This is a genomic window from Paenibacillus sp. TCA20, assembly GCF_000732325.1.
Taxonomy (GTDB): domain Bacteria; phylum Bacillota; class Bacilli; order Paenibacillales; family Paenibacillaceae; genus Paenibacillus; species Paenibacillus urinalis.
Window position 1 is genome coordinate 172,829 of the sequence record NZ_BBIW01000001.1, and the last position, 20,068, is coordinate 192,896.

17 protein-coding genes and 1 pseudogene are annotated in these 20,068 nt (G+C 45.4%); all 18 read right to left on the minus strand.

Annotation, left to right across the window (positions count from 1 at the left end):
• Positions 1 to 188 precede the first annotated feature (188 nt).
• The 18 genes and pseudogenes from pduL to TCA2_RS00840 all read right to left on the minus strand — a co-directional run bounded on the left by pduL (position 189) and on the right by TCA2_RS00840 (position 20,024).
• On the minus strand, positions 189 to 761 hold the full coding sequence (gene pduL, locus TCA2_RS00755) for a phosphate propanoyltransferase (RefSeq protein ID WP_047909646.1): 573 nt from the start codon (positions 759 to 761) through the stop codon (positions 189 to 191).
• Between the two features lie 109 nt (positions 762 to 870).
• The gene (locus TCA2_RS00760) at positions 871 to 1,827 is read right to left on the minus strand and encodes a dipeptidase (protein ID WP_047909647.1); all 957 of its coding nucleotides are present in this window, start codon (positions 1,825 to 1,827) and stop codon (positions 871 to 873) included.
• Between the two features lie 170 nt (positions 1,828 to 1,997).
• Positions 1,998 to 2,258 (minus strand): stage V sporulation protein S, encoded by a 261-nt coding sequence (locus tag TCA2_RS00765; RefSeq protein WP_019005392.1) that lies wholly within the window; start codon positions 2,256 to 2,258, stop codon positions 1,998 to 2,000.
• A gap of 271 nt (positions 2,259 to 2,529) precedes the next feature.
• A complete protein-coding gene (locus tag TCA2_RS00770; protein WP_047909648.1) occupies positions 2,530 to 3,327 on the minus strand; it encodes a TIGR00282 family metallophosphoesterase in 798 nt (265 codons plus the stop codon).
• Between the two features lie 118 nt (positions 3,328 to 3,445).
• Positions 3,446 to 4,993, minus strand: a complete 1,548-nt coding sequence (gene rny, locus TCA2_RS00775; protein WP_047909649.1) for a ribonuclease Y — start codon at positions 4,991 to 4,993, stop codon at positions 3,446 to 3,448.
• A gap of 323 nt (positions 4,994 to 5,316) precedes the next feature.
• Positions 5,317 to 6,054 carry a regulatory protein RecX gene (locus tag TCA2_RS00780; protein ID WP_047909650.1) on the minus strand — a complete coding sequence of 246 codons (738 nt, stop codon included), beginning with the start codon at positions 6,052 to 6,054 and terminating at the stop codon, positions 5,317 to 5,319.
• Positions 6,055 to 6,164: 110 nt separating this feature from the next.
• Entirely contained in the window at positions 6,165 to 7,226 is a 1,062-nt protein-coding gene (gene recA / locus TCA2_RS00785) for a recombinase RecA (RefSeq protein WP_047909651.1), read from the minus strand.
• Between the two features lie 259 nt (positions 7,227 to 7,485).
• Entirely contained in the window at positions 7,486 to 8,751 is a 1,266-nt protein-coding gene (locus TCA2_RS00790) for a competence/damage-inducible protein A (protein WP_047909652.1), read from the minus strand.
• 128 nt (positions 8,752 to 8,879) lie between these two features.
• A pseudogene (gene pgsA, locus TCA2_RS00795) lies at positions 8,880 to 9,464 on the minus strand (CDP-diacylglycerol--glycerol-3-phosphate 3-phosphatidyltransferase); the annotation flags it as partial.
• 237 nt (positions 9,465 to 9,701) lie between these two features.
• Entirely contained in the window at positions 9,702 to 10,193 is a 492-nt protein-coding gene (locus TCA2_RS00800; RefSeq protein ID WP_047909654.1) for a YajQ family cyclic di-GMP-binding protein, read from the minus strand.
• A gap of 157 nt (positions 10,194 to 10,350) precedes the next feature.
• Complete coding sequence (locus TCA2_RS00805) at positions 10,351 to 11,346, minus strand: RodZ family helix-turn-helix domain-containing protein (protein ID WP_047909655.1); 996 nt, start codon at positions 11,344 to 11,346, stop codon at positions 10,351 to 10,353.
• A gap of 76 nt (positions 11,347 to 11,422) precedes the next feature.
• Positions 11,423 to 12,190: a DUF3388 domain-containing protein gene (locus tag TCA2_RS00810; RefSeq protein ID WP_047909656.1), complete on the minus strand. Its 768-nt coding sequence runs from the start codon at positions 12,188 to 12,190 to the stop codon at positions 11,423 to 11,425.
• A 187-nt stretch (positions 12,191 to 12,377) separates the two neighbouring features.
• Positions 12,378 to 12,632, minus strand: a complete 255-nt coding sequence (locus TCA2_RS00815; protein ID WP_047909657.1) for a DUF3243 domain-containing protein — start codon at positions 12,630 to 12,632, stop codon at positions 12,378 to 12,380.
• A gap of 101 nt (positions 12,633 to 12,733) precedes the next feature.
• The gene (ymfI, locus tag TCA2_RS00820) at positions 12,734 to 13,504 is read right to left on the minus strand and encodes an elongation factor P 5-aminopentanone reductase (RefSeq protein WP_047909658.1); all 771 of its coding nucleotides are present in this window, start codon (positions 13,502 to 13,504) and stop codon (positions 12,734 to 12,736) included.
• Positions 13,504 to 14,784 carry an EF-P 5-aminopentanol modification-associated protein YfmH gene (gene yfmH / locus TCA2_RS00825; protein ID WP_047909659.1) on the minus strand — a complete coding sequence of 427 codons (1,281 nt, stop codon included), beginning with the start codon at positions 14,782 to 14,784 and terminating at the stop codon, positions 13,504 to 13,506. The genes ymfI and yfmH overlap by 1 nt, the downstream gene beginning before the upstream one ends.
• A 3-nt stretch (positions 14,785 to 14,787) precedes the next feature.
• The gene (yfmF, locus tag TCA2_RS00830) at positions 14,788 to 16,068 is read right to left on the minus strand and encodes an EF-P 5-aminopentanol modification-associated protein YfmF (protein WP_047909660.1); all 1,281 of its coding nucleotides are present in this window, start codon (positions 16,066 to 16,068) and stop codon (positions 14,788 to 14,790) included.
• A gap of 176 nt (positions 16,069 to 16,244) precedes the next feature.
• Positions 16,245 to 17,102, minus strand: a complete 858-nt coding sequence (gene sleB, locus TCA2_RS00835; RefSeq protein ID WP_047909661.1) for a spore cortex-lytic enzyme — start codon at positions 17,100 to 17,102, stop codon at positions 16,245 to 16,247.
• Positions 17,103 to 17,372: 270 nt separating this feature from the next.
• Positions 17,373 to 20,024: a DNA translocase FtsK gene (locus tag TCA2_RS00840; RefSeq protein WP_047909662.1), complete on the minus strand. Its 2,652-nt coding sequence runs from the start codon at positions 20,022 to 20,024 to the stop codon at positions 17,373 to 17,375.
• Between the last annotated feature and the right edge of the window lie 44 nt (positions 20,025 to 20,068).

Sequence of the window (20,068 nt, forward strand, 5' to 3'; positions counted from 1 at the left end):
AAACACAAGTGCCTCCGCTAACAAAAAAGGCATTACACCAAATTATAACATGCTTTATTCTGCATATCCACAATCCTTCTCTTAAGGTGTTGTATAATCGGTTCAATCTTATAAGAAAATGAGGGTTGTCCCTTTGGTAAAAAGCTCCAAAGTGAACAACCCTCATAGGACCATCGTTTAATTAACTATTAGTCGATAATTTCAGCTACGTCGCCAGTTTTAGCTCCAGAGGCATTCGCCTCATCGGTATCAATGTGCATATCCAGTGCGAAGGAATCAGATACACGGGCGATGACATTTTCAAGTACCAAACCGCGTTCGCCACCGAGACGAACCTTCAGCATTTCTTTGTCTCTAATATTCCATTTCTCTGCATCGGAAGTATGGAAATGAATGTGTCTGGCCGCAACAATTACGCCCTCTTCAAGGGTAACCTCGCCTGCCGGTCCTTTCAATGTCACTCCAGGTGTTCCATCAATGGAGCCTGATTCACGAACAGGTGCTTTAATACCGATCGCAAAGGAATCTGTGCGGGAAATCTCAAGCTGGCTCGCAGGACGAGCCGGTCCAAGAATACGCACTTTATCGAATTGACCTTTTGTGCCGATTACGGCAACAGTCTCATTTGCAGCAAATTGTCCAGGTTGGGACAACGGTTTAAATTCAGTCAATTGGTATCCAGCGCCAAACAGCACCTCAACGTGCTCTTGCGTCAAATGGATGTGGCGTGCTGATACGCCTACAGGTACAGTTTTACTCATGTTTACTAACACTCCTTGTCTCTCTATCTGTAATACTCCATCCATTATTATACCCATATTAAGAACAAAATGAAAAGCCATCCCGACATTTCGGATGACTTTAATCGCTTCAACGCTCCTTGGACTTCAAGTTTTCCTCCATAAATGACAAAATATTGTCATACATGAAGCCTCGAACGACGGATTCGGGATAGTGCTTCAGAAGCGTGTTTACGAGTTCAGGATATGTTCCTGGATGCTCCAGTCCCTGTATCCACTCATGAATTCCATCAAAATCCGATCCAAACATCAAATGCTTCTCTCCTCCAAGCTCACAGACTCGTTCAATATGCTTCAATAGATCTGAGATCTTCACAGGTCCCTTCTCCTTGACGAACCATGGAACGAACGTCATTCCAATTCTTCCATTCAAAGCGACGACAGCCCGAATCTGATCGTTGGTCAAATTTCTCGGATGCGGGCAAACACTTCGTGCATTGGAATGTGACGCGATAAAAGGCTGGGCGGATGTATCAGCTAGCTCCCAAAATCCAGCTTCGGACAAATGGGATACATCCATCAGCATGCCAATCTCATTACATCTGTGAAGGAGGGATCTGCCTTTGTTCGTAAAACCTCCATTTCTCGCTTCGAGGATGCCGTCTGCTGCCCAATTGGCATGATTCCATGTAATACCGACAAACCGAACACCTAGCCGGTAGCACAGCTCCAAATAATAAAGATTGCCTTCCAGCCCATCGACACCTTCAAGCGATAGAAGCCCCCATTGTCCGCCTCTCATGTTGTTGAGATGTTTCCGAAGAAATGAAATGTCTTCTTTGGACTGCACCAGCTTCAAGCCGAGCTGATTGTAAATCTCGATCTGCTTCATAATATGCTCAAATCGAAGACTCCCCAGCTTCTCAGATAGATATATAGCAAAGGTTTGAAGCATGACATTGCCTTCTTCGAGTCGCTGCTGAGTTACATCAAGGCCGGGACCTTTTAAGAACTGAAGCTCTGCATTCATTTGGATTTTGCTGAGCACGTCGCAATGCATGTCAACCACAGGTATTGTATTCACCATGACCGTCTCTCCTTGATCGGGATTAAACACTTCCTATCTATATATGCAATTTAGAAGTGTAACCAACCTATATATTTCTTCTTGAGCTATCCATCGTGCTGCAAGCAATGCAAAAAAGCCTGTTTGCAACGATGGCAAACAGGCTTTAAGACGAGTAAGGAATCAGCATGCTATCTCGGCTCAACAATTAGTTTGATGGCTGTTCGATCCTCCCCATCAATGACGATGTCCGTGAAGGCAGGAATACAGATCAGATCAACTCCGCTCGGTGCCACGAATCCCCGGGCAATGGCAACTGCTTTTATCGCTTGATTAAGAGCTCCCGCTCCAATCGCCTGTAACTCAGCATTTCCTCTTTCTCTGAGAACACCGGCTAATGCACCTGCGACTGAATTCGGATTGGACTTGGCTGAAACTTTTAATACTTCCATGATAAGTACCTCCCCTGGGAATAGGATGATGGAATGTTTTCAAATGCATGGTCCAACAAACATGTGACAAATGCAGCAACTTGAACAGCTTGATCCACGTTCCTTTTTGTTAGCACGGAAGTCCGTTTCGATACATCGGTGAGATCTTTTTCTTGAACAGACTCTAATAAATGTTATTCGCGAGATACAAAAAAATTCCTTCTTTTTTACAGCCTCATCTGTGCTTGCAATGGATGGTGAATACGAAGGCCCACCTTGCTATGAGCAGCCTTTATTCCATGCGCCACTCATCTTCCATAAGTCTGATCTTCTCGATCTTCACTGCTCTGCCAGTGGACTCCTCCATCTCAACGACTACCGCGTGGAAATGCCACTTCCCTTCATCCACATTGAACCGAACCGGCAAGCCTGTCAGGAATTTCTGTAATACAGCATCCCGCTTCATGCCAAGTATGCCGTCTCTTGGGCCTACCATGCCAACGTCTGTAATAACCGCTGTTCCTTCTGGCAAGATTCGCTCATCATTGCTTTGGACGTGTGTATGCGTCCCCACGACCATCGATGCTCTTCCGTCGAGATACCAGCCCATGGCAATCTTCTCCGAAGTGGCTTCAGCATGGAAGTCGACTAGAATGCACTTGTGCTTCTTCTTAAGCTCATCCACCAACTCATCTGCTTTGCGGAAGGGACAATCCAGCGGCGGCAAAAAGGTACGGCCTTGAAGATTAACAATGGCTAGCTCTTTACCGTTAGCCTTGATGACGGCATGACCGTTGCCTGGAGTGGTGTTATCCGGAAAATTGGCAGGCCGAATCAAACGCGGCTCATCCTCGATGAACTCGAAAATATCCCGATTATCCCATGTGTGATTCCCCATGGTGATGCCGTGAATTCCCCAATCGAAAAATTGTCTGGCGATCGCTTGAGTGATACCGCGGCCAGACGCTGCATTCTCACCATTGGCAATAATGATGTGAGGATTGTATTTCGATTTGAGATAAGGTAAATTCTCTTTCACTGCTGTACGACCAACGCTGCCTACAATGTCACCTATGAATAAAACTTTAATGTGCGTTGCCTCCTTATTAACCCAATTAATAAATCAAGAATCATCTATGAATGAGAAAAGTGGCCGTTATCCGGCCACTTTCTGACGTTCATTCTTATTCAAGGATTATGCATAATCCTTATTTCGCATATTCCACTGCACGTGTCTCTCTAAGGACCGTAACCTTGATGTGTCCAGGGTAATCCAGCTCATTCTCGATCATTTTGGAAATATCTCGAGCTAAGCGGAATGACTCTGCATCATCAATCTTGTCCGGCTGAACCATAACACGAATCTCACGTCCAGCTTGAATCGCATATGATTTCTCAACACCTTCAAACGATTCTGAGATCGCTTCGAGCTTCTCCAGACGCTTGATGTAGGTTTCGAGCGTTTCACGACGTGCCCCTGGTCTTGCTGCTGACAGAGCGTCCGCTGCACCCACCAGCATCGCAATCACTGAAGTTGCTTCCGCATCTCCATGGTGAGAGGCAATACTGTTGATTACAACCGGATGTTCTTTGTATTTCTTCGCCAGCTCCACACCAATCTCCACGTGTGAGCCTTCCACTTCGTGATCCAGTGCTTTACCGATATCATGAAGGAGCCCGGCACGTTTAGCAAGCACGATATCCTCGCCAAGCTCTCCAGCCATAAGCCCTGTTAAATATGCGACTTCCATCGAATGCTTCAGTACGTTCTGTCCATAACTTGTACGGAATTTCAAACGGCCCAAAATTTTGATCAAATCCGGATGAAGACCATGTACTCCCACTTCGAAAGTAGCTTGTTCTCCATATTCACGAATACGTTCATCCACCTCTTTGCGAGACTTCTCAACCATCTCTTCAATTCGAGCTGGATGAATACGTCCATCAGCCACCAATTTCTCCAAGGCGGTGCGGGCAATCTCACGGCGAATCGGATCAAATCCGGACAATATAACCGCTTCCGGTGTATCATCGATAATGAGGTCAATCCCAGTAAGGGTTTCAAGAGCACGAATGTTACGGCCTTCACGACCGATAATACGGCCCTTCATTTCTTCGTTAGGCAGTGTTACAACAGATACGGTTGTTTCCGCAACATGGTCTGCTGCACAACGCTGAATCGCCAAGGTAATAATTTCACGAGATTTCTTGTCAGCTTCTTCCTTCGCCTGCTGTTCAATCTCTTTAATCATCTGAGCTGTTTCCAGTCGAACCTCTTGCTCTACGTTAGATAAGATGATGCTTCTCGCATCCTCCATCGTCAGATTAGAGATTCGCTCAAGCTCAGTGACCTGACTCTTGTAGATCATTTCAATTTGTTGCTGTGTTTCATCAATACGTTTCTCTTTGTTGGCCACTTGTTCTTCTTTGCGTTCCAAGGACTCCATTTTTTTATCCAGCGACTCTTCCTTTTGCAACAATCGTCTTTCTTGTCGTTGAACTTCATTTCGACGCTCACGAATGTCTTTTTCAGCTTCGGTACGTACACGATGGACTTCGTCCTTTGCTTCCAGTACCGTTTCTTTCTTCAGCGCCTCTGCATCCTTTCTCGCATTCTCTACGATTTGGACAGCAGCTTCTTCCGCGCTAGAAATTTTAGCCTCAGCTAAAGATTTGCGAATAAAATATCCGGCAAGGAACCCAATAACCCCAGTAGCTAAAGCGGCAACAACGAGAATCAGGATGTCTACACCCATTATGTTCACCTCCTCGTTGATTCCTCCAAGGGATTTCTCCTTGGGATATTTGCAATTGTTGTGTTCAAATCTTACACATTTTACAAAAATAAAAATGGAAACGGTCGCAATCACCGTCTTCTTGTTGTACACGCAGGGCATGTACATATTACCATCGACAAAAGCAATGGTCTTACATCATTAAACGAGTGGACCATACGAAGGTCGAACAAAGGATTTTTTTGGAAGGAAAAAATACTTATTCGCATATGGGACTCATGTACATTTTAGTATTCGTGTTAAGAAATTGTCAAGAGAATGCGCTTTTTATGCTATGGACCTTCTTAGTCCAATATATCCTCTTCATCGACTTCCCCTGTATACTCATCCGTATACTGTGATTGAAGCTGCCCTATTACCTTCCTTGTTACCTCTCCAGAATATCCACGGCGCATTAAGAAGGGGTAGGTTTTACGCTTCTTCTCGAGCACATCCCCTTTAATCTGATCCCACTTCTTCCGTCCAGCAGTCATCGCGCTGTCCCATTCTTCCTCAACACTGACTTCTCCAAGAGCAAGCTGAATATGTTCTTTGGCTATTCCTTTCTGCCGAAGCTCCTGCCCTACCCACAGTTTCCCCTTTCGGTGGTTGGAAATACGCTGTATGGCCCATTCTTTTGCGTAGAATGCGTCATCAATCAGCCTCTCTCGCTCCAACCTTGATAATACCTCTTCAATTATTGAGTCCACATATTCCTTTTGCTTCAGCTTCTGTGCCATCTCGTGCCTTGTCCGCGGCTTCCGTTCAAGGAATTTTAGACTTTGTACATAAGCTCGCTGCTTCTCATCAGCTATAACAATTTCTTCAAGCTCCGTCTTGTGAAATGAATTCCCCTTGATCATTCGGTATTTGATCATTACGTCTTCTAATACAGACAACTCATACGGACCAAACGATATCATATACCTCGCTTCACGCCCTCGCAGCTTCTCCACTCGAGTGATCTCTAGTGATTCATTAGGAAAATGGGAGACACCCTGCTCTATGTCCTGGTTCATATCCTGCTCGTAATTGTCATTCATCCTGTGTCTCTCACTTCCCTCATTACTAAATTTGTGGTGTATCTGTATAACTAGACAAAAAACCGCAGATCAAAGTGAGCTGCGGTTTACAGAAAATCAAAAGAATACTTTTATTCTATTTCGAACAATTCCTGTTCTTCTTCAGCTTCCTTCGCTTTCTCAGCATCAGACTGAGCTGGAACCGTCGTTGTTAAGTTGCTTGCTTCACGCACTTTCAGCTCAATAGTTTGTGTAAGCTCAGGATTCTCCTTCAAGAACTGCTTCGAATTCTCACGTCCTTGGCCTAAACGGTCACCGTTATAGGAATACCACGCACCACTCTTATCCACGATGTTGTATTCTGTGGCGATGTCGAGCAAACTTCCTTCTCTGGAAATTCCTTCACCATACATAATATCAACTTCTGCTTGCTTAAATGGAGGAGCAACCTTATTCTTCACGACCTTAATCCGAGTCCGGTTCCCGACAACATCGTTCCCCATCTTGATGCTCTCTACACGGCGTACGTCAAGACGTACAGTGGAGTAGAACTTAAGAGCACGACCACCAGGAGTCGTCTCTGGGTTACCAAACATGATGCCGACTTTCTCACGAAGCTGATTAATAAAGATCGCGATCGTCTTGGATTTGCTGATCGCACCAGACAGCTTACGAAGAGCTTGAGACATCAGACGTGCTTGAAGACCAACGTGGGAATCGCCCATATCGCCTTCAATCTCTGCCTTTGGCACGAGTGCAGCTACAGAGTCAATAATAACGATATCAACCGCGCCACTTCTTACGAGCGCCTCTGCAATCTCTAGACCTTGCTCACCTGTGTCAGGCTGGGACAACAGCAATTCATCAATGTTAACGCCAAGCTTTCTAGCGTATTGCGGATCAAGAGCATGCTCTGCATCGATAAATGCAGCTTGTCCACCTTGCTTCTGTACTTCAGCAATAGCATGAAGTGCAACGGTTGTTTTACCAGAAGATTCAGGTCCATATATTTCAATAATCCGGCCTCTAGGGAAACCGCCGGTTCCTAGTGCAATATCCAAAGCAATTGATCCACTGGGTACAATTTCGACTTGCATGTGAGTTGATTCACCCAGTTTCATAATTGAACCTTTACCAAATTGCTTCTCTATTTGACGGAGCGCCATATCCAGCGCAGCACGACGATCTGACAATAAACTCACATCCTTCTTTGTTTATAAGTATATGATACTCTCTTTATGGTCGTTTGCCAAGCATTTTTTGAGAACATACATTCGGTTTTTTTTGGAGGAGCGGGCGCCCACCTGTCTCTCTCTGACTTTCATATTTGAATAATGAAATAAAAAAGGAAGAACCACCGCAAAACGAGTTCGCTTCGGTTCTTCCGATATATACAGTATACTGCTTCCCTCGCTGATCGTCAAACGGTTAGAACACCAGTCTACCGTAGTGTCAATCCAGCTTCTCGTTCTCAACAAGCTTACGCCATAAACGGTACAGCAGCGTTTTGGCTGAACGAATACGAATGGTTTCCCGGTTGCCGCTCAAGTTAAGCTCGTGGATCTCAGTTTCTCCCCCACGCTCCGCTATGCCGATATATACAAGGCCAACTTTCTTGCGCTCTGAATAACCAGGGCCAGCTACTCCCGTAACCGCCAATCCATAATCAGCATCGGTTATCATCCGGACCTGCTCTGCAAGCACTTTAGCCACTTCGGGGCTAACCGCGCCAGGAGCATCCTCCCCTTCTAAATATGCATGGGGAACATTCAGCAGCTTCTCCTTCATTTCATTTGTATAGCACACGATCCCGCCACGAAGCATGGTCCCGCTCCCCGGTATGGATGTCAGCAGCTCCATGAGCAGGCCGCCTGTACAGCTCTCTGCAGCCCCCAGGGTCAGTTCACGGTCCGCCATCATCTCTACAATGACATGTTCAATAGGAATATCATGGCTTGCATACAAATGCTCTGGCAGACGCTGTTGAATCTGCACTTCAAGCTCATTCAACTTGACCATGGCTTCACTTTCGCTTCCGGCTTTGGTAGAGATACGAACCGTCACTTCACCTTCTCCAGCATAAGGAGCAATCGTCGGATCGGTCTGTGCCGAAATAAGATCCTTCAGCTTATCCTCCAGCATAGATTCACCGATCCCCGCAAACTTCAGCATTTTAGAGTAGATTGGCATCTCGCCGGTAAGCGCATGCTGCTGAAGCCATGGTACAGCATGATCTGAGAACATAGGTTTCAACTCTTTAGGAGGTCCCGGCAAAATAATATAATAATGATCATCTTGAAATATCGCATTTCCGAGAGCAAGCCCTGTCTCGTTCGTAAGGGGAGTGGCCCCTTCTATTAATGTCGCTTGACGCTTATTGTTCTCGGTCATCAGCGTTCCGCGGCTCGTAAACATTTGCTCAATCTTATCCAGAGACCGCTGTTCAATATGAAGCTCTCTGCCCAGAAGCTCAGCTACAACATCTTTTGTAATATCATCCTGTGTCGGACCAATTCCGCCCGAGAAAATAATGATATCGGCTCGGCTTTGTGCCGTCTCAATCGACTGCTTCATCCGCAGCGCATTATCACCAACCACTGTTTGAAAATAGACATCAATACCGATCGCGGCCAGCTCTTTAGATAAAAATTGCGCGTTCGTATTTACAATTTGCCCAAGCAACAGCTCCGTGCCTACTGCAATAATTTCTGCTTTCATAACGATGCCCCCATTTCCACTGTGTCGGATAGCTTCTATATTAGAAGCCGCTTCTTGGATTCATGATTACAACTTTGAATAAAATTTTCAAAAAAAGCAATAGGATCACCTATTGCTTTTGTCATTTATTACGCTCTGGACTGGGTTAGCAGATGCTTGTTCTTCACGAAATAATCAATACCTGAGTATATCGTAATCAAGGTTGCCAGCCATATTAATATGGTATCCATCGGTATTCCGATAAAGGCAAACGGGAAATTGTTCAGCAGCAGCAGCGAGATGGCCACGATTTGAACAATGGTTTTGATCTTTCCCCAAGCGCTCGCAGCAACGACAGAGCCGTCAAGCAGAGCGATCTGTCGAAGACCTGTAACGGCAAACTCTCTGCTCACAATAACAACGGCAATCCACGAAGGAATGCTCCCCATCTCCACCAGAGATACGAGCACCGCAGTAATAAGGAGCTTGTCTGCAAGTGGATCGAGAAGCTTGCCCAGGTTAGTAACAAGGTTATGCTTTCGGGCTATATATCCATCAATACCATCCGTGCTTGCCGCAATAATAAATATAATCGCTCCAATGAGCTGGTTGTACGGCAATGTATAATCCCCGATCTGAATCGGTGATGGATACATATCAAAATCAACAAGCAAGAACACCATCATGACCGGAATCATAAAAATTCTTGCCAGTGTAATCCGGTTAGGTAAATTCTAAAAAAAAGCGCCTCCCCTTTACATCGTACTATTAGGAACAAGCATCTTCCTGCTCCAAGTCTTTTTTGCCTGAGATATGTAATATTAATAACAAACATTCGTGTCTTTATAAGTCCCCACCGAGTATATTATACCCCAATTTACATGTCAAAAAAGACATACGTTAAGAGGAACGCAATTGAACAGCATCATTTGCATCATTTACATAGGCGATAGCGTAACAGGAACAGCCGTTTACTTCATATTCGTAAATTGCAGATCCAATGGAAGATCACTTGAACGCAGCAATTGAATAATCGCTTGAAGATCATTTTTACTCTTTCCGGTTACACGGATTTGATCTCCTTGAATCTGGCTCTTCACCTTCAGTTTGGAATCACGAATCAGAATATTAATCTTCTTCGCATTATCCTGGTCAATCCCCTGTTTGAAGCCAAGACGTTGTCTTACCGTTCCCATCGAAGCAGGCTCTATCTTGCCGTAATCCAAATTTTTGAGAGGCAGACCTCTCTTCACCATCTTGGATTGCAGTACATCAATTACTGCATTTAGCTTATATTCATCGTCCGAAACAATGATGAGTGCGTCCTTCTCAATCTTCAGGCTGCTCTTGCTTCCCTTAAAATCATAACGACTCCCTATTTCCTTCTCTGCTTGTGTAACTGCGTTCGTTAATTCTGCCAAGTCGAGTTTGGATACAATATCAAATGAACTTTCTGAACTCATGTTAAAAACACTTCCCTTCGATGTAATTTGACCTTGTGTACCATTATATTAAAACAATACATGTGAAGTCTAATCATGGCGTTTAAGGTATGTCCTACACGATATCTCGTAAAAACATGTACAGCGAATGCGCTGTACATGTTCGATGAGACCTATTTTATTGACCGTCTTCAGAGCCCGGTTCACTATCGCTGTTCGTACCATCTTGTGTTGAACCCGTATTTTCGCCTTCAGCTAGCTGAAGTAAAATACGATTCGTTGTCTTGCCGTCCGTCACCACTTGACCATTTACAGTGATTTCTGTCGCTGGGGCATAGCCTGACTTAATGTACATCCCTTCCGAGGTCAACTCGAAGCTATGATTGTCTCCAGCAGCCGTTAAGCCAGACACTAGCTGCTCACCACTTGAATTCTGACCATTGTACATCTCGAGCCAGCTCTCACCAGAAGCCTTAACTTCAACGGTAATTGGTTCTTCCGCACTTCCGCCGGTCACATCAAAAATGGTAATGTTGCCTGAAGTGCCGCTCTCTGTAACGGTCACGGGAACATCCTCTACAGGTTCTTCGTCCACAGGTTCTTCTTCCTGGCCTGTCCCTTCTTCAGGTGCTGTTGCGTCTGGATTCTCCTCACCGTTCGGATCGCCACCGCCTACTTCAGATCCAGGATCTTCCGCATCTTCACCAGCATCTGGCTCAGGTGTAGTCGTTGAAGGCTGGTTATCCGTTTGTTCTGTAGATGGCTCGTTTGAATCATCTGCCTGATTCAGGTTAGGCACCCAATAGATATAAATAAGAACCAAAATTAAGAATAAAAAAGTCCATGGCAGCACAATAGACAGCCATTTATTGTTCCGTTCTGCTTGCGGACGGCTGGAACGCTTCTGCATGACAGGTTCCATGGTGGCTTCCTGCTCCGCAGCAGGAACATCCTTCTTGTGACCCTCCAGCAGCTCCTCAGGATTCAAGCCCACCGTCTCTGCATAGGTTTTAATAAACGCCCGCACATAGAAGCTGCCTGGCAGCACTTTGTAGTCACCCGATTCAATCGCTTCGAGATACCTTTTTCTAATCTTAGTCATCTCTTGAACGTCATCAAGACTCAATCCTTTTTGCAGCCGGGCCTCCTTCAACTGCTGACCCAGTTCAGACATGCCAATTCCTCCTCATTCTTTCGTATTCGCTAAGATGCATGTATATAAACACATTTCTTTAAATTGTCATTTAATCTTATAGATCGTCTGTATAATTTGCAGTAAATGTATCATATAAAATCTCTTCATCCGGATTATTCCGAAGCTCAATAATAATATCAAAATCATTGTAGTCATATTCAGATTCCTGAACAAAAATGTCAGGATGCTCAATAACCTTGGTGCTCGGCATATTCATAATTTCCTGCAGGAGATTATAATGCTTTTCATTAGATCTTATTGTGCTCACAATACCATCAATGATAAATACATTGTTCGGATTCATCTCGTCCTCCGACATTTGACTTCTAATCGTTTGACGAAGGAGCGTAGAAGAAACAAACGTCCATCTCTTCATTGCACAGACACTGCCAGCAATAATGGATTCCGTCTTGCCCACTCGCGGCATTCCGCGAAGACCAATGACTTGATTACCCTCTCTCTTGAATACTTCACCCAAAAAGTCCACAAGCAGTCCCAGCTCATCACGGGTAAAACGGAACGTCTTACGATCATCCGAATCGCGATCGATATATCTGCCGTGACGCACGGCCAGAATGTCAACAAGTCGCGGAGCACGGAGCGCTGTCACCGTAATATTGTTAACCTTCTTGAGCATTTCTCCAAGAAGCTTTATTTTCTCATCGTCGTCGGATTCAAGAAGCATACCCCTTGTCTTGCCCTCGACTCCGTTTATTGTCAAAATGTTCACTTCGAGCATACCCAGCATGGAAGCAATGTCACCTAATAGACCGGGTCTGTTCTTATGTATTTTATATTCCATATACCACTGTTTGTACTCCATTTAAACACCTCTGAAGCCTTATTCCTCATCATTCGACATAATCAGCACATTTTTATATAAAAATGTTGCATCTGACATCCATCAAACACGGGTCTTACTTATGATATATAAAATAAAAATGAATTACAAGAACACGAATGTAACAATTAGAGAAAAGCCCCCTTACGGGAGCTCTCCTATGCATGAGTTATGCATTTTTCTTGGCCAATTTGACCATAAGTTTTGCGATGGTGCGACGTTCTTCATCATCGCCCACATCCCACAGTTCTTTTAATGCGCGGTTGGATTGGTTAGCAGGATCGACTTTCTCATCAAGGAAATCACCAATCTCATAAGCCAATTTGTTAATTACATCTTGGCTCATCCCCAATTTTTCGGCTTGCACGACACGCTCACCTAGAAACTTCTTCCATGCATCATAGTTACTCACTACTGTTGACATTATTAAATCCTCCTTTGCACAAAGCATGAGATTTAAAAGTGGGCAGTAGTTAATATGAGCAAATGAAGTTTCTTATATACTGGTTAGTTTATACAACCGCTTTATGTCAGCCAGCCGCCGTTCGGCGATATGATCTGACCATTAATGTAGCCGGATTCCGGCAGGGCCAGGAAGTAAACCAGCGAAGAGATTTCATCCGGCTTCGCCAGCCTGCCTGCCGGAATTTCCTCTTCGATGGATTTGATTTCATCCGCATCAAACGTCTGCATCATTTCAGTCTCTACAGCGCCTGGCGCAACCGCATTAACGGTAACGCCTGAAGGAGCAAGCTCCTTAGCTAGTGCTTTGGTGAAGGCATTGATGCCGCCCTTTGTTGTGGAATAAAGCACCTCACAGGAGGCACCTGATATTCCCCATATCGAAGAAACATTAATAATACGTCCATAACGCTGCGATATCATGTGCGGCATAAACATCTGGGTGCACAAAAACACACCCTTTAAATTGAGCGCCATAACCGCGTCCCATTCTTCCTCAGACACATCGCTCAGCAAGCCATAATGACTTACTCCCGCATTGTTCACGAGAATATCAGGCAGCATGTTATGAGCTTTAAGCTTCTCATACATTCGCTCAATCTGTTCCTTGCTCCGCAAATCAGCAGATACAGTCATAATTCTGCCGCCGTGATCCATACAGCGTCTCGCCACTTCATTCGCAGCCTCATGAGAGTTCATGTAATGAATGACTACATTCATTCCAATGCTTGCAAATCGTTCTGCGATGGATGCTCCAATTCCCCTGCTTGCTCCTGTAACCAGAACCGTAGTCTCCAGAATAGGCTTCATGAAGGATCCGGTTTCTCTCTCCATTAAGGACTCACCACCAATGACACGGCTAGCTGCTCCCAATTCACATGCTCTTTGAGACGTCTGTTGACATCCTCCAGTGTAATCGACTCATATATCGGCAGCACGTTGAATAAGTCCCCGCCTCTAAACTGATAACGGGTAAATTCATGTGCAATACTTTCGGGTGAATTCAGCATTCGAAGGTAACCACCCATTTTCTTTTTACGTGTGCGTTCAAAATGAGCTGCATCAAAGCCGCTCTTCTGGATCTCTTCGACTTCCGCACGCACTCGGGAGAGCAGCAGATCCGGATCCTTGGTGTCCCCGCCGATGGCAGAGAATCGATACTGCGGTGAGCTGTTATACTCGTGACCAAAGCCGTCAGATATTAAATCTTCATCGTACAGCTTCTGATACAGCTCTGTGCTTGAGCCAAACAACAAATCCATCATCAATCTCGTTGTTAGATCTTCACGCAGAAGCTCTTCTCCTTGCAGTCCCTTTGTAGCCTCCTTGAAGCCGAACAAGCACTTAGGAAGTGAAACCGCCAGTCTTGCTTCACGCCGCTTCTCTCCGACTTCCGTCGGTTCTTGTTCAAACAGGCGCTCGATTCTTCCTTGCTTGTCATAATCTTTGCCTGCTTGATTATTTCTTACAAGGTCCAATACTTCACCTGCATCCACACCCCCTACAACAAATAACAGCATGTTGCTAGGATGATAAAATGCATTATAGCAATCGTACAACGTTTCCTTCGTAATCGTGCTGATGGATTCAACGGTACCCGCGATGTCAATCCGAACCGGGTGCTTCTGGAACATGGCTTCAATTAATCCAAAATAAACTCGCCAGTCAGGATTATCCTGATACATATTAATTTCCTGACCAATGATCCCTTTTTCTTTATTCACATTTTGATCAGTGAAGTACGGATTTTGTACAAAATTAATCAAAGTCTCGATGTTTTTATTGACATTCTCCGTGGCTGAGAACAGATATACTGTTTGATCAAAGCTTGTAAAGGCATTAGCGGAAGCTCCGTTCGAAGCAAAGGTAGCAAAGATATCGCCTTCCGGCTCTTCAAACATCTTATGCTCCAAAAAATGGGCAATTCCATCTGGAACGCGCTGTTCCTCTTTACCTTCTACTTTAAAGTGATTGTCCACTGATCCAAACTTTGTCGCAAATGTAGCATAGGTCTTCTCGAAGCCCGGCTTCGGGAGTACATATACGGAGAGTCCGTTGTCCATCACTTCATAATACAAAGTTTCCTGCAGGTGTTCATACCGTATGCTCTCCACCGGTCATTCCCCCTTCTGATCTCTCAAGAAATAAATCGTATCCAGCTCAAACGTATCCGCTGCCTTCTGGATATCTGACTTGGATAATGCCTCGATCTGTTCCAGCAGCTCCTGCGTCGTGCGTTCCTTACCGGATAATACCCGATTGAAATCATACGAGATCATCTCAAACGCAGAATCTTGAATTTCTCTCAGCAAATTACGGATCATAGCCTTGGTCTGATTCAGCTCCAAGTCGCTGATGACTCCTGCTTTTAGATCGGCAAGCTGCTGATGAATGATCTCGACTGCTTTTTCATAATTCGGAATTTCAATCCCTGACTGGATGGTTGCAATACCCTTGTGACCGTCATATCTAGAGGAGGCATAATATGCCAAGCTGTGCTTCTCTCGAACATTAACGAAGAGCTTGGAATGGGGATAACCACCCAATATTCCGTTATAAGTCAATGCGGAGGCGTACTGATCATCCCCGTATGTAATCGAGGTCCTCAGGCCCATATTAAGCTTGCCTTGGCTTACATTCAATTTTTCCACCACAGTCTGAACATCACGGCGATCATGATGACCTGTTTCTGTCTTGTACTCAAAAGAATGATCCCGATTCAACTGGAAGTATTTCTGGACAAGGCCCTCTACCTCTTCAAGTGTCGTATCCCCGACAACATACAAGTCCATTCCAGCATTATTTATCCATTCTTCGTATGAAGTATATAGGGTTGCCGCATTAATCTGATCCAGCTCTGAGCGTTCACCCAATGGATGCAGCCGGTAAGGTTCATTCTTGCACATCTCTTCTATACAGCGTTCAGCTGCATATCTCATCTTGTCATTAACGATGGATTCCAGGCGCTTGCGTACGGTTTCACGTTCCGCTTGAACATAAGAGGAGCGAAACTTTCCATTTTCTGTAGCTGGATTTGTTACAACTTCACCCAAAAAGGAGAACGAACGATCCAGGAGGCTTTCACTGCTCTGCACAAAGGAGTCATTAATGGTATCCATTCGGAATTGGATAATTTGATGATCCCCTCGTTTATATACGTCAAAACCAAAGCCTGCACCATACAGCTCCTCAAGCTGCTCACGGAACTGAATGGTTTCCGGATAGGATTCGGTACCTCTGCGAAGCACAAAAGGAATAAGCGCTGTGCTGGTAACTGTATCTTCTTTAAGAGGAGTCCCTACGTAGAGGGATATGGCAAACGTCTTAAAACGCTTGGTAGGCAGCACGTGTATGCGAATATGCTGATTGCTGCCACGTTCAAATCCTGCTTTAGTCAAGTTCCAAAACCCCTTTTTCGTTTGTCATAATTTTCTTATATCTCATCATTCTAACCTATCCAAAAGCACAGAAGCAACCGGAGGACCTGCCGCCGATTGCCAGAGTGAGCATGTAAGTTAGTTGGCATGAAGGTAGGCTTATATGCTGTTCGCCCCAGTCATCCCCATTTTATAACTTACATACAGAATATATGCTGACCAATTGTTTTCACTTGCTCACGTGTCCAGATCCAAGGCGAGGTCGCTGTTCTTGGATTGAAGTAATACAAGCAGCCTCCGGTGGGATCCCAGCCGTCAATGGCTTGCAATACTGCTTTTCTAGCTTGTTCATTTGGTTCAAGCCAAATTTGTCCGTCAGCAACAGCGGTAAAAGCTCTCGGCTCGAAGATGACGCCGGATGGTGTATCTGGAAATTGCGGAGCCTTCACCCGGTTCAATATAACCGCAGCCACCGCGACTTGTCCTTCAAAAGGCTCACCGCGTGCCTCTCCGTATACGGCATTGGCCATCAGCTTGATCTCATTCTGAGTTAAGCCGAGTGAGTTGTTGCTGCCCATGCTGTCATCACTGTCACCTTTATTGTTTCCTTGACCTGTGTCTCCTCCCCCTTGACCTCCACCGCCGCCAGAGTAAGCTAGCCCTGGGCCTGGTTCAGTTGGACGCCAATCCTTTGTTGCGTTATAGAGCTTCAGCTTAGTGCTCGCTCCAACGATTCCATCGGCCTTCATTCCGAATTCGGATTGGAACCATTTCACCGAGCCCAATGTTTTTTCACCAAAATCGCTGTCTACTTTACCATAGTAATAACCTAAATATTTGAGGCGGCCCTGAAGTTCATATACATCCTTTCCGGACGAGCCATATCTGACTTCATTCTGACTAAACGTTGGAATAGCCTCGGCTTCCTGCTGTTGTTGCTCGATACTGGATTCAGCTTGCGACACTTCATAATGATCTGTCTTGAGCAGAACACGATATGAAGTCGCTGAGATCAAGATGATGCCGGCAAGAATCCATAGATTGATTTTTCGCATGAGTAGGATCTACCTTTCTTTAATGTTCTCTTGAGAATCAATTTGACATTGCCTTTACATGATTTATGCAATTGATTCGATGGCTACAATTATTATGTTTAGCAGTTATTGTTCCTATGCACTAACCATAGATATCGAGAACTTGTAAAAGGCTGGTAATGATGATCTCCTCATTTACGTTCTATATAAAAAGGCCCCTTATCCCTAATTAAAGAGTAAGAGGCCCTGTACTAATCCAATCAATGCTGAGAAGGCATCATCAGATTAATTTTATGAGCTGATTTTGTTAGCTTGGTATTGCTCTAGCGATACTAGGACTTCCCTCGGCTTGCTGCCTTCGTAAGGTCCGATAATCCCTCTGGCCTCCATCGAGTCGATTAGTCTGGCGGCACGCGTATAGCCTACCCGCATACGACGCTGCAGTAAGGAAACAGAGGCTTGCTTAGCTTCAAGAATAATTTGAACAGCCTGCTCGTATAATTCATCCTGTACTTCATCTGCCTGCTGAACTGAATCATCGATCTCTGGCACAAGCGATTCGTCGTATTCTGCATCAGCCTGATTGCTGACATAGCTTACGATGTTCTCCACCTCATGATCGCTCATAAATGCACCTTGGACTCGAACCGGCTTAGAAGAGCCCATCGGCATAAACAGCATATCTCCCCGGCCAAGCAGCTTCTCGGCTCCACCCATATCCAGTATGGTCCTGGAGTCAACCTGGGAGGATACACCGAAGGCAATCCGCGAAGGAATATTGGCCTTGATTACACCTGTAATAACATCTACAGATGGTCTTTGCGTGGCTATAATCAGGTGTATACCTGCCGCACGAGCCATCTGGGCAAGTCTTGCAATCGCATCCTCAACATCATTAGCGGCAACCATCATGAGATCTGCAAGCTCATCGACGATTACAACGATGTAAGGCAGCACGGCATCAGGGTTGTCCTTCATGAGATTGTTATACCCTTCGACATTACGAGTACCCGACTTCGAGAAGAGTTCATAACGCTTCTCCATCTCGACAACGATCTTCTTCAGTGCGAGAGAAGCACGTTTGGGATCAGTGACGACAGGTGCAAGCAAATGAGGTATGCCATTGTACACATTGAGCTCGACCATCTTCGGATCGACCATGAGAAACTTCACTTCCGTAGGCTTGGCCTTATACAAAATGCTCGTAATGATTCCGTTAATACATACCGATTTACCTGAACCAGTTGCACCAGCGACCAGCAAGTGGGGCATTCGCGCCAGGTTCCCAACAATCGTCTGACCTGAGATGTCCCGGCCAAAAGCAATCGACAATTTCGATTCGGCCTCCTGGAATGTTGATGTCTCCATGACTTCCCGCATCGTGACTACCGATACTTCACTGTTAGGTACTTCAATACCTATTGCTGATTTACCCGGGATCGGTGCCTCCATCCGAATGTCCTTGGCTGCGAGTGCGAGTGCGATATCGTCTGTCAAGCTGACGATCCGGCTGACTTTAACACCGATGTCCGGCTGAATCTCATATCTTGTAACAGCAGGACCTCGAACAACCTCAAGCACTTTAGCTCTGACACCAAAGCTTTCCAGTGTTGCTTCCAGCTTCCTCGCTGTCTGTTTGTAATCGTTCTGATCTCCGCCCTTACCACCGCCGTTCGGTTTAGCAAGCAGTCGAAAAGGAGGCAGCTTGTATGGCTTCGGCGGCTTAGCAGGAGGCTTCTGTTCGCCCGCTTGTCCTGCTGCTGACGGTGTAGCGTCCAACTGCCCATTCCCACTACCACTTATCGATTCGGCATTACCTTCAGCTGCATCCGTCATCAATTCCTCTGTAAAAGGAATCTCTCCGTGCCCAGATTCCTTCGCCTCATAAGCGTCATCCAGGTCTTCCTCCAATACGGAACCTTCACTGCGCACATTTTCGAAGAAATCTCGAATGATAGGCGATTGAGGGCTTGTACGATCTAACTGAGGAGTCAGCTCCTGATCATTGTCCGACGCATCCTCATGCCACACTTGCTGAGAGCGGCTGGCAGGAGCTGAAGATTCACCGTATATAATTGCCCCTTGTCCATCAAGCTCCTCCTCATCTTCGTGAACTGACAAGTCTGCATTGGAAGCATTATTCTTCGTGCCAGTTCCTTGTCCAAACAATTGGAATAACAAGGGAACCTTTTTCCGGGAAGGAGATATGAACTCCTCTTCCTCATCCTCCACTTCCTCATGAGCTGGAACAGCCTTCGTCTTCTGTTTCGTCTGCTTCAATTTGTGACGTACCGCTGTCTTCTTGGACGAGCTCCAGTTATGGATCAGGGACTTCCCTGCGCGGAGAACCCGCGTTCTGAATATACGAATCAGATCGACATAGGATAAGTTCGTTATGAGCATGAAGCTGATGATGAACATGACAATCATCATGAGATTCGCTCCCATGCTTCCGAACAGCCATAGCAGTGCTGCATATTCCACTGCACCTGTATATCCGCCGCTGATGTCTTTACCAAGCATCGAAGTGTTGCTCGCTTCAGCAGGCCTCAACAGCTCTGTCTGCAAATCGATATGTATTTGAGACATCACACCACCAGGATTCAATTCACCTATAGGACTCAGCTTCTGCTCCATGGCTGATATTGTGCTCATTAACGTCAATGCAAGAACTAACAATACAACTCCACTTTTACGATGATTCCACCCTGATGGCCATTTACGATGAATCATCACCATTAATCCGTAATAGATACCAATTAACGGGATGATGAAGTAAAACTTGCCGAGCAGAAGTCCAAACATTTTGGACAAGGATCGTCCTACAGTGGCTTCACCCGATAGAGCGATAACCGACAGGGTAATCAATATGATCCCATAGATCTCATATTTAAGAACCCCGCCAAGGGCTGCTCTCTTTTTCTTTTTCTTTCTTCTGGCCAAAAAGGTCACCTCCAGAAGAATATTATACCATAAGTCTACATCCG

Excerpts from the sequence above, each read along its gene's own strand:
- pduL (WP_047909646.1), bottom strand. The coding sequence starts at position 761 with ATGAGTAAAACTGTACCTGTAGGCGTATCAGCACGCCACATCCATTTG.
- TCA2_RS00760 (WP_047909647.1), bottom strand. The coding sequence starts at position 1,827 with ATGGTGAATACAATACCTGTGGTTGACATGCATTGCGACGTGCTCAGC.
- TCA2_RS00765 (WP_019005392.1), bottom strand. The coding sequence starts at position 2,258 with ATGGAAGTATTAAAAGTTTCAGCCAAGTCCAATCCGAATTCAGTCGCA.
- rny (WP_047909649.1), bottom strand. The coding sequence starts at position 4,993 with ATGGGTGTAGACATCCTGATTCTCGTTGTTGCCGCTTTAGCTACTGGG.
- TCA2_RS00780 (WP_047909650.1), bottom strand. The coding sequence starts at position 6,054 with ATGAATGACAATTACGAGCAGGATATGAACCAGGACATAGAGCAGGGT.
- TCA2_RS00790 (WP_047909652.1), bottom strand. The coding sequence starts at position 8,751 with ATGAAAGCAGAAATTATTGCAGTAGGCACGGAGCTGTTGCTTGGGCAA.
- TCA2_RS00800 (WP_047909654.1), bottom strand. The coding sequence starts at position 10,193 with ATGAGTTCAGAAAGTTCATTTGATATTGTATCCAAACTCGACTTGGCA.
- TCA2_RS00805 (WP_047909655.1), bottom strand. The coding sequence starts at position 11,346 with ATGTCTGAACTGGGTCAGCAGTTGAAGGAGGCCCGGCTGCAAAAAGGA.
- TCA2_RS00810 (WP_047909656.1), bottom strand. The coding sequence starts at position 12,190 with ATGGAGTACAAACAGTGGTATATGGAATATAAAATACATAAGAACAGA.
- TCA2_RS00815 (WP_047909657.1), bottom strand. The coding sequence starts at position 12,632 with ATGTCAACAGTAGTGAGTAACTATGATGCATGGAAGAAGTTTCTAGGT.
- ymfI (WP_047909658.1), bottom strand. The coding sequence starts at position 13,504 with ATGGAGAGAGAAACCGGATCCTTCATGAAGCCTATTCTGGAGACTACG.
- sleB (WP_047909661.1), bottom strand. The coding sequence starts at position 17,102 with ATGCGAAAAATCAATCTATGGATTCTTGCCGGCATCATCTTGATCTCA.